This is a genomic window from Immundisolibacter sp. (genome assembly GCF_041625615.1).
Taxonomy (GTDB): domain Bacteria; phylum Pseudomonadota; class Gammaproteobacteria; order Immundisolibacterales; family Immundisolibacteraceae; genus Immundisolibacter.
Genome location: NZ_JBFJTF010000061.1, coordinates 1 through 13,150, shown reverse-complemented (window position 1 = coordinate 13,150; position 13,150 = coordinate 1). Strand labels below are relative to the sequence as shown.

Sequence of the window (13,150 nt, the reverse complement as noted above, 5' to 3'; positions counted from 1 at the left end):
TCATCTACCTCGTGCAGGGCAAGGACGTGCGCCACGTCAGCATCGAGGAGCGGGAGCGCCAGGTGCAGGGCGCCGAGGCGGCAGGCGGTACGCCGGCTGCCTGAGGCGCGGCCTCAGCCACCGGCGCGGTAGGCGTCCTTCAGCTCGGCGTAATGCCCCGCCGAGTGTTCGAAGAACTCGAGTTCCTCGGGCCGCAGTTCGCGCACCGACTTGGCCGGTCGCCCGGCCCACAGCCAGCCGCCGTGCAGTTCCTTGCCGGGTGACACCAGCGAGCCGGCAGCCAGCAGCACGCCGCTGCGCAGCACCGCGCCGTCCATCACCAGCGAACCCATGCCGACCAGGCAGCGGTCCTCGATGGTGCAGCCGTGCAGGATCACCTGGTGGCCGACCGTCACGTCGGCGCCGATGGTCAGTGGGTCGCCAGCCGGCTTGTCCGGCGTCGGCTGGTTCACGTGCAGGATGGAGCCGTCCTGGATGTTGGTGCGCGCACCGATGCGGATGCGGTTCACATCACCGCGCAGCACAGAACACGGCCAGACCGATACGTCCTCGTCCAGCTCGACCTGACCGATCACCACCGCCGCCGGGTCCACCCAGGCACGCGCGCCAAGTTGCGGCGTGTGGCCGCCGAAATCGCGAAGACTCATGTTCACCTCATCAGGACCAGCTCTTCGCTGGCGGTTGGGTGGATGGCGACGGTGTCGTCGAGGTCGCGCTTGCGCGCGCCCATCTTGACCGCCACGGCAAAGCCCTGGGTCATTTCGTCGGCACCGTTGCCGACCACGTGGATGCCGACCACCCGCTCGTCCTCGCCCACGCATACCAGTTTGGCGACGGTTTGCGGCTTGTGGCTGCCGAGCGCGTAGTACATGTCCGTAAAACGGGTGGTGTAGACGCGCACCGCATCGCCGTGCGTGCTGCGAGCCTGGGCCTCGGTGAGGCCGACACTGCCGACCGGTGGATGGGCGAACACGACCGAGGGGATGTCGTCGTAGTTGAGGTGACGGTCTGTCTGGCCGTCGAACACGCGGTCGGCAAGGCGGCGGCCGGCGGCGATGGCCACCGGTGTCAGCGGCGCGCGACCGGTGATGTCGCCGACGGCGTAGATGCCCGCCACGTTGGTGTTCTGAAAGGTGTCGACCGGGATATGCCCGTCGGCGTCGCAGGCCACGCCCGCCGTTTCCAGACCCAGAGCGTCGCTGCACGGCGTGCGGCCGATGGCCCAGATGACGCAGTCGAATCCGCAGGCTGCCCGGCCATCGCCGGCCAGCACGGCAATGCCGTCATCACGCCGTTCCAGGGCGGTCGGCACGAAGCCGCGTTCGAGTGCGATGCCGGCCGCCTGTAGGTGTCCGGTGACGGCTTCCTGCACCAGTGCATCGAAGCTGCGCAGCACCGACTGCCCGCGGATGGTCAGCGTCACGTCGGAGCCGAGCGCGCGCAGCACGCCGGCCAGTTCCACGGCGATGTAGCCGGCGCCGATGACGGCCACCCGGCGCGGCTGTTCGGTCAGCGCAAAGAAGCCGTCACTGTCGATGCCCAGCTGTGCGCCCGGCAGGGCCGGTATGCTCGGCCGGCCGCCGGCGGCGATCAGGATGTGGCGGGCGCGATAGCGGGCGTCACCCACGGCCACCGTGTCGGGTCCGGTCAGACGGGCGCGGCCTTGCAGCAGCGTCACGCCCGAGTCGTCGAGCATGCGCGCGTAGATGCCGTTCAGGCGTTCGATGTAGGCGTGCCGGGCCTGCACCAGCCGCGACCAGTCGAAGCGCACCTCGCCGGTGTCGAAGCCGTAATCGGACGCGTGGTGCAGCGATTCGGCGATGCCGGCAGCGTTCCACATGACCTTCTTGGGCACGCAGCCGACGTTGACACAGGTACCGCCCAGGCGGCTTGCTTCCACCACGGCCACACGCGCGCCGTATTGCGCCGCGCGGCGTGCGGACGCGATGCCGCCGCTGCCGCCGCCGATTACCAGATAGTCGTAGACCTCACTCACCAGAACACTCCAGGCTCGCCGCCGAGTGTCGGCAGCACGTTGCGAAAGTAACCGGCCGCTGCCAGCAGCCGGCTGCCCGGCCAGCAGAACATTTCGCCGTCCACCGGCACGATGCGCGTGTGCGGTAGCTGTGTCGCCAGCTCCACGGCGTGCGCGCGCTTGAACGGATAGGGCTCGGATGAAAGCAGGATCAGCGCCGGCGCGGCCGCGGCCAGGTCCTCAATGGCGACCTCGGGGTAGCGCGGCTGGTCGTCGAACACGTTGGTCAGCCCAAGACGCCGCAACAGGTCGCCGATGAACGTATCACCTCCGGCGGCCATCCACGGTTGTCGCCAGATGAGGTAGGCGCAGCGCACGGCCTCGCGCCGTGGCAACGCGGCAAACGCGCTTTCGATGTCCGCCGCGATACGGGCCGCGGCAGCTTCGGCGCCCAGCGCGAAGCCAACAGCGCGTGTCATCGTCAACGCCTGTGGCAGGGTGTTGATGTCGGTCACGTAAACCGGGGCGAACGCGCCGATGGCGGCAACGTCCTCGCGGCGGTTCTCCTCGCGGTTGGCGAGCACGAAATCCGGCGCCAGTGCGCGGATGCGGTCGATGTCCGGTGTCTTGGTGCCGCCGATTCGCCGTCGCTGCTCGCGTGCCTGCGCGGGGTGCACGCAGAACTTGGTCACCCCCACCACGCGTTCGCCCAGACCAAGGTCGAACAGCAGCTCGGTTTGCGAGGGCACCAGGGAAACGATGCGCTGCGGAGGGGCCTTCAGCAGCAGCTCGCGTCCAAGGGCATCACGCACGCGCCGTGGCCAGGGGCGTGGCGCGTGGTCGGCCAGGCGGCGGGCCGCCTGCAGGAGGATGCCGAGCCGCTGTCCGGTGCCGGCCGCGGGCCACGCCGCGATGTCGTCGAGCTGCCGGCCACATCCGGTGCATGCGTCGGCAGCCATTTCGCAGACGCCAATACACGCACTGGTCACGTCACGCGGCGGCATCAAGCTGCTCCAGCAGGGCCAGGAACTCGCCCAAGATCATGCCAGTGGCGCCCCATATGCGTGTGCCGGGCAGGGCGAAGTACGGCACCCGTACACGGCCGAAGTCGTCGAAGCGCACGACCTCAAAGCCGCGAAAGCGCATATCCAGCAAGCGGGTCAGCCGCACCTCGATGACTTCCGCGACCTCGCGTTCGCAGGGTGTGAAGTGCGGGCGGGCCTGGGTGTAGGCCACGAAGGGGTAGACCAGATGGTTGCTGGCGCGCACGTACAGCGGCGACAGCGCGCCGAGCAGGGTCAGCTGCGCCGGTTCGACGCCAAGCTCCTCGTGCGTTTCGCGCAGCGCCGTCTGTGCCAGGGACTCGTCGCCCTCGCGGCGCCCGCCCGGCAGCCCGATCTGGCCGGCGTGGGGGCCGCTGTAGTTCGGGCGACGGATCAGTGCGAGGGCAACCTTTTCGGTGGCGTCCGGGTACAGCAGCAGCAGCACCGCCGCCTCGCGGTGGTGTTCCGGAATGGCTTGCCAGCGGTCTTCCATGCTGCCGCGGTAGGGTGCCGGGGCCATGCGTTCCTGGCCGCCGCGGCCAGGCAATGGGCCGCCCAGCGCGTGAGACAGGCGCTGGGCCAGCAGTGCCAGGGAAGCGAGGCGACAGGGAGTCATGGACCGGTTGGGTCGGATACGGAAGGGCGTGTAAACAACCACCTTATCCCCGTTAACAGGGGCTGTGTCAACGCCGTTTGGCGTGCGTTGCAGGGGGGGCGGGGGCGGCGTAGATTGGCCGTCGGGTAGCGCCGATGTCGCCGATTCGGGGCGCTTCGGTGGCTGCTCGCGATCATCCTGTAAGGAGAGCTCCATGCGTTTACCGTTGCAGATCACTGCCCGCGACATCGAAATGACCGACGCCATCGAAACGGCAGTGCGCAAGAAGGCCGAGAAGCTGGACCAGTTCAGCGACCGCATCATGGCCTGCCGGGTGGTCATCGAGTGTCCGCACAAGCACCAGCACAAGGGCGTGCAGTACAACGTGCGTATCGATTTGACCGTGCCCGGGGCCGAGCTGGTGGTCAAGCGCGAGCCGAACGAGGATCTGTACGTGGCGCTGCGGGATGCGTTCGATGCCGCCGCGCGCCAGCTACGTGAACACATGGACCGCAACAACCACCATCACGGCCGAAACGGCGCGGCGGTGGCCTCGGACTAGTATCGGATGGCGGCGGTGCCGGCGGCTTGCGTCAGCCGGCACCGCGCAGGGCGGCGATGACGGCGGCAGTGGCCGGCCGTACGCCGCGCCACAACCAGAACGCCTCTGCCGCCTGCTCCACCAGCATGCCCAGGCCGTCGTGACCGGCCGCTGCGCCGGCACCGCGGGCCAGTTCCAGGAACGGTGCCGCGGCCGGTCCGTAGACCAGGTCGTAGGCGACCGTGTGCGGGGCGAACACGTCGGCAGGCACGGCCGGCGCCCGCCCGCCGAGTCCGGCGGCGGTGGCGTTCAGCACCACATCGAACCCTTTGCCCGGCGCCTGTAGCGGTGCGGCTTCGATCGGTCCGAGCACGCCGAAGCGGGCGGCCAGTTCCTGCGCCCGGGCCGCGGTGCGGTTGACGATGACCAGTTCGCCGACGCCGGCGCCCAGCAGCGGGCCCAGCACCCCGGCGGCGGCACCGCCGGCGCCGACCAGCAGCACGCGCCGGCCGCGCAGATCGAGCCGGAGGTTGTCGGTGAGGTCGCGCAGCAGGCCGATGCCGTCGGTGTTGAAGCCGTGGAGGCGGCCGTCGGCCTCCACGCGCAGGGTGTTGACCGCCTGTGCCTGGCTGGCCAGGGCATCGCAGCGGTCGGCCAGCCGAAAGGCCTGTTCCTTGAAGGGCACGGTGACGTTGCCGCCGCGCCCGCCGGCGGCAACGAAGGCGCGCAGGGTGCCGGCAAAGCCATCCAGCGGTGCCTCGATGGCCTCGTAGCGGAGTGCCTGCCCGGTCTGGCTGGCGAACGCGGCGTGAATCTGCGGCGATTTGCTGTGTTTGACCGGGTGGCCGAAAACCGCGTAGCGGTCCATGTCAGCTTTGCAGGTAGCGAGCCGCGTCGAGCGCGAAGTAAGTGAGGATGCCGTCGGCGCCGGCGCGCCGGCAGGCCAGCAGCGATTCGAGCACCACGGCGCGTTCGTCGAGCCAGCCGTTTTGTGCCGCGGCCTTGAGCATGGCGTACTCGCCGCTGACCTGATAGACGAAGGTCGGCATGCCAAAGCGCGCCTTCACGCGGTGCACGATGTCCAGGTACGGCAGGCCGGGCTTGATCATGACCATGTCGGCACCCTCGGCCAGATCGAGCGCCACCTCGTGCAGCGCCTCGTCGCCGTTGCCGCAGTCCATCTGGTAGCTGTGCTTGCCGGCGCCGCCGAGACTGCTCGCCGAGCCGACCGCATCGCGAAACGGCCCATAGAAGGCGGATGCGTACTTGGCCGAATAGGCGAGGATGGCTGTGTTGACCAGGTTCTCGCGTTCCAGCGCCGTGCGGATGGCGCCGACGCGGCCGTCCATCATGTCCGACGGCGCCACCACGTCGGCGCCGGCGCGTGCCTGGCAAATCGCCTGGCGCACCAGCGCGGAGACCGTGGCGTCGTTCATGACGTAGCCGCTGGCGTCGAGCAGGCCATCCTGACCGTGCGAGGTGTAGGGATCGAGCGCGACGTCGGTGATGACGCCCAAGTGCGGCAGGGCGGCTTTGAGTGCGCGTACCGCCCGCGGTACCAGGCCGTCGGGATTCCAGGCCTCGGCAGCGTCCGGCGACTTGAGGTCCGGTTCGATGACCGGAAACAGCGCCAGTGCCGGAATCCCGAGTTCGACAGCCACCCGGGCGTGCTCGACCAGCAGGTCGATACTGCGCCGCTCGACGCCGGGCATGGAGCTCACCGGCTCGTGACGCCCCTGGCCATCCAGCACGAACACCGGATAGATGAGGTCCGCCGCCGTCAGGCGCGTCTCGCGTACCAGTTCACGCAGGAAGCCGTGCCGGCGCAGGCGGCGCAGGCGGCTGCCGGGGTAGCTGCGGTCGGTCACCGGCGTGGCATCAGTCCAGAGCGTCGGCGATGCCGCGCAGCGCTGAGAAAATCGCTTCCACTGGCTGTTCGCCCGGGATGCTGTGCAGCAGGTCGCGGCTGCGGTAATAGTCGACCAGCGGTGCGGTTTCGGCTTCGTAGGTGGCCAGGCGCTGCGCGACCGTGGCTTCGTTGTCGTCGCTGCGCTGGTAGGTCTCGCCGCCGCACTGGTCGCACACGCCCTCACGTTGGGAGGGGGCGGTATAGACGTTGTAGATGGCGCCGCAGTCGCGGCACGTGCGCCGGCCGGCGATGCGCCGCTTGAGTTCATCGGCGCTGACGTCGATCAGGATGGCTGCCTGCAGCGGCAGCTGAAGGCGTTCGAGCAGCGTCTGCAGTGCTTCGGCCTGCGCCAGGTTGCGCGGGAAGCCGTCCAGGATGAAGTCGTGCAGGCCATCGGGCCCGCCCACACGCTCCTCGATCAGGCCCAGCACGATGTCGTCCGACACCAGTTTGCCGGCGTCCATGGCGGCCTTGGCGCGCTGCCCGATGGGCGTGCCGGCCTTGACGGCGGCGCGCAGCAGGTCGCCGGTGGACAACTGGGTGACGCCGTAGGTTTGCACCAGCTGTTTGGCCTGGGTGCCCTTACCGGAACCAGGGGCGCCGAGCATGACGACTCGCATGAATGGGAAATCCTTCAATGGCAGCGTGAGAGGGCAGGTGGCACGCCCTGCTGGCGTGTGTGACTGCCAAACGAAACGGCGAAACCTAAGGCATCGTTGCTGGACCGTCAAACAGTCGCGGTCGAACATGGTCACAATGGCAGCAACAACCGACCGGGAGCTCACGCGATGAAGCGCAATGCCGTCTATGCCCAGTCCGGCGGTGTCACCGCCGTCATCAATGCCAGCGCCGCGGCTGTCATCGAGACGGTGCGGCAGAACCGTGCCGCCATCGGGGCCCTGTACGCTGCGCGCAACGGCATCATCGGCGCACTGACCGAAGACCTGCTCGACACCACGCCGCTGCCGGCCACCGATGTTGCCGCGTTGCGGCACACGCCCGGCGGTGCGTTCGGCTCGTGCCGCTACAAATTGCCGGATCCCGCGCAGGACGAACGCCACTACCGGCGTCTGCTGCAGGTGTTCGAGGCGCATGACGTCGGATACTTCTTTTATAACGGCGGCGGCGATTCGATGGATACCGCCCTGAAGCTGGCGCAGTACGCGCAGCAGGCGGCCTACCCGTTGCAAGTGATCGGCATCCCCAAGACGGTGGACAACGATCTGCCGGTGACCGACTGCTGCCCGGGTTTCGGCTCGGTGGCCAAGTACGTGGCGGTGTCCATACACGAGGCGACGCTGGACCTGGCGGCCATGGCATCCACCTCGACCCAGGTGTTCGTGTTCGAGGTCATGGGGCGTCATGCCGGCTGGATCGCCGCCGCCGGCGGGCTGGCCTTCGGAACACCGCCGGACACGCCGCTGCTGATCCTGTTGCCGGAAGTGCCGTTCGATGCCGAACGCTTCCTCGGTCGCGTGGCCGAGGCGGTCAGTCGCTTTGGCTACTGTTCGGTGGTGGTGTCCGAGGGCGTGCGTGATGCACAGGGCCGTTTCCTGGCCGATGCCGGCACGGTGGACGCGTTCGGCCACCGCCAGTTGGGTGGCGCCGGCCCGGCCGTGGTGGCGCATATCCGTGATCGGCTGGGTTTCAAGACGCATTGGGCGGTCGCCGACTACCTGCAGCGTTCGGCCCGTCATCTGGTCAGCGCCACCGACCTGGCGCAGGCCTACGCCCTGGGGCGTAGCGCGGTGCAGATGGCGCTGGCCGGTGACAGTGGCCTGGCGCCGGTGATCAGGCGCCTGGATGACGCGCCGTATCGCTGGCAGGTGGTCAGCGCGCCGCTGCAGGCGCTGGCCAATGTGGAGCGCCACCTGCCGGCGGAGTACATCAGTGCGGACGGGTTCGGCATCAGCGACGCCTGCCGTCGTTACCTGGAGCCGTTGATCGTCGGCGAGGCGCCGCCCCCCTACCGCGACGGCCTGCCGGATTACGTGAGGCTATCAACAGTGCCGTTGTCCCGGCGGTTGGCCGATACATTCACGCTATAATCGAACGTGCTTAACGCACGTTAAATAAGTCAATAACGATTTGAAGAGGCGCGTGATCGGTTACCGGTCACGTCGGGCACAAGGTCGGATCGGAAAACCTTGCGGCCGCTCGTGGTCGCTTGGCCGACAACGGGAGGAATTCATGTCGACGGATCTTGCTCTGTGGTTGGCTATTGCGGCGGGTGCGCTGGCAATCGTCTACGGTCTGGTGGCGGTGCGCTGGATCGTGGCGCAGCCAGCGGGTGACGAACGCATGCAGGAGATCGCGGCGGCCATCCAGGCCGGCGCGCAGGCTTACCTGAACCGCCAGTACAGCACCATCGGTGTGGTCGGCGTGGTGCTGTTTCTGGTGCTCGGCGTGGCGCTGGACTGGGCCAGCGCAGGCGGTTTCGCGGTTGGCGCGGTGTTCTCGGGCCTGGCCGGCTACATCGGCATGAACGTTTCGGTGCGCTCCAACGTGCGCACGGCACACGCTGCCAGCATGGGTCTGAACCCGGCGCTGCAGGTCGCGTTCCGGGGTGGCGCGGTCACCGGCATGCTGGTGGTCGGGCTGGGCCTGCTGGGCGTGGCCGGCTACTACCTGATCATGTTGCAGGTGACCGACGCCAACCATGCGCTGCACGCATTGGTCGGGCTGGCCTTCGGCGGTTCGCTGATCTCGATTTTCGCGCGCCTGGGCGGCGGTATCTTCACCAAGGGTGCGGACGTGGGTGCTGACCTGGTGGGCAAGGTGGAGGCCGGCATTCCCGAGGATGACCCGCGCAACCCGGCGGTGATCGCCGACAACGTGGGCGACAACGTGGGCGACTGTGCCGGCATGGCGGCCGACCTGTTCGAGACCTACGCCGTGACGGTGGTTGCCACCATGCTGCTGGCCGGATTGACCATGCAGGCGCTCGGCATGAACGCGGTGTTGTATCCGCTGCTGCTGGGCGCGGTGTCCATCATCGCCTCGGTTATCGGGACGTTTTTCGTCAAGACCCGTGAGGGCGGCAAGATCATGAACGCCCTGTACCGCGGCGTGATCGTGTCCGGCGTCATCGCGGCCGCGGCGTTCTACCCGATTTCCGTCGCCCTGCTCGGCGCGCAGGCCGTGCCGTACTACCTGTGCGCGCTGATCGGCCTGGCGTTGACGGCGGCGATGATCGTCATCACCGAGTACTACACGGCCACCGAGTACGCGCCGGTCCGGCGAATCGCCGAGGCCTCGCAGACCGGTCACGGCACCAACGTGATCGCCGGTCTGGCGGTGTCGATGAAATCGACCGCATTGCCGGTACTGGCGGTGTGCGTGGCGATCTGGGGTGCCTTCGAGTTGGGCGGGCTGTACGGCATTGTCATCGCCGCCACGGCCATGCTGTCCATGACCGGTATGGTGGTGGCACTGGACGCGTATGGCCCGATCACCGACAACGGCGGCGGCATCGCCGAGATGGCGGGCCTGCCGGGCGGGGTGCGCACCATCACCGACGCGCTGGACGCCGTCGGCAACACCACCAAGGCGGTGACCAAGGGCTACGCCATCGGCTCGGCCGGTCTGGCGGCGCTGGTGCTGTTTGCCGACTACACCAACAACCTGGCTGCCATCGGCAAGCTGCAGGCGTTCAGCCTGTCCGACCCGGCGGTCATCATCGGTCTGTTCATCGGTGGCCTGGTGCCGTACCTGTTCGGCGCCATGGCCATGGAAGCGGTCGGCCGCGCGGCCGCCTCGGTGGTGGTGGAAGTGCGCCGCCAGTTCAGGGAAATCCCCGGCATCATGGAAGGCACCGGCAAACCGGACTACTCCCGGGCGGTGGACATGCTCACGCGCGCTGCCATCAAGGAGATGATCGTGCCGTCGCTGCTGCCCATTCTGGTGCCGGTGGCCGTCGGTTTCGGCATGAACTGGCTGATGGGGCCGGGCGCCGGCATCAAGGCGCTGGGCGGCCTGCTGATCGGCACCATCGTGACCGGGCTGTTCGTGGCCATTTCCATGTGTACCGGCGGCGGCGCCTGGGACAACGCCAAGAAGTATGTCGAGGAGGGCAACTACGGCGGCAAGGGGTCCGAGACCCACAAGGCTGCCGTGACCGGCGACACGGTGGGCGACCCCTACAAGGACACCGCCGGGCCGGCCATCAACCCGCTGATCAAGATCATCAACATCGTCGCCCTGTTGCTGGTGCCGCTGCTCTAAGCGGCGCGGCAGGGAGAGGACACCCCCGGCCCCGTCCGCCAGGACGGGGCCGGGGGTGTTTGTCGTCCACCGGAAACAGCACTGCAGCCGTCATGCCGGTATCCTTGCGACCCTTTCGAACCGTTTCCCGTCAGCGGAAGGAGTGCGCAATGGGCTTGGACCTGGTCCCTGCCGGCAGTGACTTGCCAAATAAAATCAACGTCATAATCGAAATCCCGAAGGATTCCGAGCCGGTCAAATACGAGGTCGACAAGGACACCGGTGCTATTTTCGTCGACCGCATCCTGTCGACGCCGATGCGGTATCCCTGCAACTACGGTTACATCCCGAGCACCGTGTGCGGGGATGGCGATCCGGCGGACGTGCTGGTGATCCTGCCCCTGACACTGATTCCAGGATCGGTCATCCGCTGTCGTCCGGTGGGTGTGCTGCGCATGACCGACGAAGCGGGCAGTGACGAGAAGATCCTGGCCGTGCCGGACGATCGCGTTTTCGCCGGCTACTCGCACATCCAGGACATTGGCCAGGTCTCCGGCCACTGGCTGGAGCGCATCGGCCATTTCTTCGAGCACTACAAGGACCTGGAGCCCGGCAAGTGGGTGAAGCTGGAGGGCTGGGGTGACGCTGCTGCTGCGCGCTCCCTCATCAGCGAAGCCTTGCAGCGTTACGAGGACGCCCCGGCCGACTGATCGGTGCCGTCACCGGCCGGTGTGTTGCGTGTGACCCAGCGCGTGCCACCGGCGGTGAGCGTCTCCTTCTTCCAGAACGGAGCGCGGTGCTTGAGCTCCTCGATCAGGTATCGGCAGGCGGCGAAGGCCGCTTCCCGGTGCGCCGACCAGACGGCGGTCAGCACGATGGATTCGCCAGGCGTGATCGGACCGACACGGTGGGCGATCAACGCCTCGCCCAGCGGCCAGCGTTCCTCGGCTTCCGCGACGATACGCGACAGGGCGCGCTCGGTCATGCCGGGATAGTGTTCCAGCGTCATGTCGTTGACCGCATCGCCTTCGTTGAAGTCGCGCATGCTGCCGACGAAGACCGCACAGGCGCCGCACTGCGTCTGTGACGTGAGGTTCGCCTGGGCACGTGCCAGGCGCGCCCAGGGATCGAACGGGCCGTTGACCAGCTCGACGCTCACCTCAGCCTCCGGTGACCGGCGGAAAGAACGCCACTTCATCGCCGGCCTGGACCGTGGCGTCGGCTGCGGCGTAGTCGTGGTTGACGGCACACAGCACGCCGGCCGGCAGCGCCGCGTGGCCGGTCGCGGCCTGCCACACGTCGGCGACGCGGGCGCCAGGTGACAGCTCGAGCCGGACCTCGTCGCGACCGAGCGATTCGCGCAGGCTGGCAAAAAAACGGACGTGGACGTTCATGACTGGGGATCGGTTGGCGAGACCGTCATAATACCGGTCAGTGTTGCCGTTCAGCCGCGGACCATGAGCAAACCCAGCGACACGCCACGCTCACTGCGCGTGGCGGTGCTTACCTACTCGAACCGCCGTACCGTCGCGGACGATACCAGCGGCGACCTGATCCGTGCCTGCCTGGCCGGGGCCGGTCACCGCGTCGTGGATTCCGCCATCCGGCATGGCGATGCGTCCGCGATGCGCGAATTTCTGCGCGTGTGGGTGCGCGACCCGGGCATCGATGCGGTCATCTGCACCGGCGGCACCGGCATCACCGACTGCATGCCCGAGGCGGCTGCGTCACTCATCGAACACGACATTCCGGGCTTTGCCACGCTGTTCCAGATGCTGTCACTGCAGGACATCGGCAGCTCGGGGATGCTGTCGCGTGCCCAGGCCGGGCTGGCGGCCGGCAAACTGCTGTTTCTGCTCCCCGGGTCGGAGAACGGCTGCCGGCTGGCGATGCAGCAGCTGGTCGTCCCGCAGCTGGACAGCACCACGCGTCCGTGCAGTCTGGCCGGGTTGTTGGCCGATGAGTGAGCTCACGCACTTCAACCATCGTGGCGAGGCACACATGGTGGACGTCGGCGACAAGCCGTCCACCCAGCGCGAGGCGATCGCCGAGGGGCGCATCCTCATGCTGGCGGATACGCTGGCGCGCATCCGTGCCGGCGACCACCGGAAAGGCGACGTGCTCGGCATCGCCCGCGTGGCCGGCATCATGGCCGCCAAGCGCACGGCGGAGCTGGTGCCGCTGTGCCACCCGCTGCCGCTGACGGCGGTCAGCATCGATTGGGTGCTTGAGGACGCACCGCCGGCCGTGTTGTGCCGTGCCCGGGTACGTACCGGCGGACAGACCGGTGTCGAGATGGAGGCGCTGACGGCAGTGCAGATTGCGCTGCTGACCGTCTACGACATGTGCAAGGCAGTCGATCGCGGCATGGTCATGACCGACATAGCGCTGGTCGAGAAACGCGGCGGCAAGTCCGGCACGTGGCAACGGGATGCCACGACGGGCGGCTAGGCGCGTGCGTCAGCCGAGCAGCAGCTCCAGCAGCGCCTTTTGCGCATGCAGGCGGTTCTCCGCCTCGTCCCAGACCACGCTTTGCGGGCCGTCTATGACGGCGGCGGCGACTTCCTCGCCGCGGTGTGCCGGCAGGCAGTGCATGAAGATGGCAGCCGGCGCGGCCTTCGTCATCAACGCGGGATCCACCTGATAGCCGGCGAACGCGGCCTGCCGGGCTGCGCTTTCGTCTTCCTGGCCCATGCTGGCCCACACGTCGGTGACCACCACGTCGGCACCGGCCGCTGCCGCCGCCGGATCATCGGTCACCTGCACGCAGTCCGCGTGGGTCGCGAGCAATTCCGGTTCCGGGCGATAGCCGGCCGGCGCGGCGATGCGCAGCTCGAAGCCGAACAGACGCGCGGCCTTGATCCACGATTGGCACACGTTGTTG

At 68.0% G+C, this 13,150-nt stretch carries 15 protein-coding genes and 1 pseudogene; 6 read left to right on the top strand and 10 right to left on the bottom strand.

Translation table 11 applies throughout. From position 1 onward, the window contains the following. Nucleotides 1–113 precede the first annotated feature (113 nt). Genes ABYX71_RS06550 through ABYX71_RS06535 form a run of 4 tightly spaced genes read right to left on the bottom strand, consistent with a single transcriptional unit; the run spans nt 114 to nt 3,634 of the window. The gene (locus ABYX71_RS06550; RefSeq protein ID WP_372695706.1) at nt 114–647 is read right to left on the bottom strand and encodes a gamma carbonic anhydrase family protein; all 534 of its coding nucleotides are present in this window, start codon (nt 645–647) and stop codon (nt 114–116) included. Nucleotides 648–649: 2 nt separating this feature from the next. Further along, complete coding sequence (gorA, locus tag ABYX71_RS06545) at nt 650–1,996, bottom strand: glutathione-disulfide reductase (RefSeq protein WP_372695705.1); 1,347 nt, start codon at nt 1,994–1,996, stop codon at nt 650–652. Further along, nucleotides 1,993–2,979, bottom strand: a complete 987-nt coding sequence (locus ABYX71_RS06540; protein WP_372695704.1) for a helical backbone metal receptor — start codon at nt 2,977–2,979, stop codon at nt 1,993–1,995. The genes gorA and ABYX71_RS06540 overlap by 4 nt, the downstream gene beginning before the upstream one ends. Next, entirely contained in the window at nt 2,966–3,634 is a 669-nt protein-coding gene (locus tag ABYX71_RS06535; RefSeq protein WP_372695703.1) for a CoA pyrophosphatase, read from the bottom strand. Before ABYX71_RS06535 ends, ABYX71_RS06540 begins: the two co-directional genes overlap by 14 nt. Before the next feature lie 193 nt (nt 3,635–3,827). On the opposite strand from ABYX71_RS06535, the gene hpf reads away from it, so the two are divergent. Then, nucleotides 3,828–4,175, top strand: a complete 348-nt coding sequence (hpf, locus tag ABYX71_RS06530) for a ribosome hibernation-promoting factor, HPF/YfiA family (protein ID WP_372695702.1) — start codon at nt 3,828–3,830, stop codon at nt 4,173–4,175. A 31-nt stretch (nt 4,176–4,206) separates the two neighbouring features. Here the strand turns inward: hpf and aroE are convergent, their stop codons facing one another. Genes aroE through ABYX71_RS06515 form a run of 3 tightly spaced genes read right to left on the bottom strand, consistent with a single transcriptional unit; the run spans nt 4,207 to nt 6,683 of the window. Further along, the gene (gene aroE, locus ABYX71_RS06525) at nt 4,207–5,022 is read right to left on the bottom strand and encodes a shikimate dehydrogenase (RefSeq protein WP_372695701.1); all 816 of its coding nucleotides are present in this window, start codon (nt 5,020–5,022) and stop codon (nt 4,207–4,209) included. A 1-nt stretch (nt 5,023) separates the two neighbouring features. Beyond that, nucleotides 5,024–6,022, bottom strand: a complete 999-nt coding sequence (gene hemB / locus ABYX71_RS06520) for a porphobilinogen synthase (RefSeq protein WP_372695700.1) — start codon at nt 6,020–6,022, stop codon at nt 5,024–5,026. Nucleotides 6,023–6,032: 10 nt separating this feature from the next. Next, entirely contained in the window at nt 6,033–6,683 is a 651-nt protein-coding gene (locus ABYX71_RS06515; protein ID WP_372695699.1) for an adenylate kinase, read from the bottom strand. 168 nt (nt 6,684–6,851) lie between these two features. On the opposite strand from ABYX71_RS06515, the gene ABYX71_RS06510 reads away from it, so the two are divergent. From ABYX71_RS06510 to ppa, 3 genes are all read left to right on the top strand, one after another. Then, on the top strand, nt 6,852–8,111 hold the full coding sequence (locus ABYX71_RS06510; protein ID WP_372695698.1) for a 6-phosphofructokinase: 1,260 nt from the start codon (nt 6,852–6,854) through the stop codon (nt 8,109–8,111). A gap of 142 nt (nt 8,112–8,253) precedes the next feature. Further along, nucleotides 8,254–10,287 carry a sodium-translocating pyrophosphatase gene (locus ABYX71_RS06505; RefSeq protein WP_372695697.1) on the top strand — a complete coding sequence of 678 codons (2,034 nt, stop codon included), beginning with the start codon at nt 8,254–8,256 and terminating at the stop codon, nt 10,285–10,287. A 149-nt stretch (nt 10,288–10,436) separates the two neighbouring features. Continuing rightward, nucleotides 10,437–10,976, top strand: coding sequence for an inorganic diphosphatase (gene ppa / locus ABYX71_RS06500; RefSeq protein ID WP_372695696.1), 540 nt, complete (start codon nt 10,437–10,439; stop codon nt 10,974–10,976). Here the strand turns inward: ppa and ABYX71_RS06495 are convergent. Then, nucleotides 10,952–11,425, bottom strand: coding sequence for a molybdenum cofactor biosynthesis protein MoaE (locus ABYX71_RS06495; RefSeq protein WP_372695695.1), 474 nt, complete (start codon nt 11,423–11,425; stop codon nt 10,952–10,954). The genes ppa and ABYX71_RS06495 overlap by 25 nt on opposite strands. Before the next feature lies 1 nt (nt 11,426). Beyond that, entirely contained in the window at nt 11,427–11,660 is a 234-nt protein-coding gene (locus ABYX71_RS06490; RefSeq protein WP_372695694.1) for a MoaD/ThiS family protein, read from the bottom strand. Between the two features lie 63 nt (nt 11,661–11,723). On the opposite strand from ABYX71_RS06490, the gene ABYX71_RS06485 reads away from it, so the two are divergent. Together ABYX71_RS06485 and moaC are read left to right on the top strand one after the other, a co-directional pair. After that, nucleotides 11,724–12,233, top strand: coding sequence for a molybdenum cofactor synthesis domain-containing protein (locus tag ABYX71_RS06485; protein WP_372695693.1), 510 nt, complete (start codon nt 11,724–11,726; stop codon nt 12,231–12,233). Then, on the top strand, nt 12,226–12,717 hold the full coding sequence (gene moaC, locus ABYX71_RS06480; protein ID WP_372695692.1) for a cyclic pyranopterin monophosphate synthase MoaC: 492 nt from the start codon (nt 12,226–12,228) through the stop codon (nt 12,715–12,717). Before ABYX71_RS06485 ends, moaC begins: the two co-directional genes overlap by 8 nt. 9 nt (nt 12,718–12,726) lie before the next feature. Here the strand turns inward: moaC and ABYX71_RS06475 are convergent. Continuing rightward, nucleotides 12,727–13,150, bottom strand: a pseudogene (locus ABYX71_RS06475) (ornithine carbamoyltransferase); the annotation flags it as partial.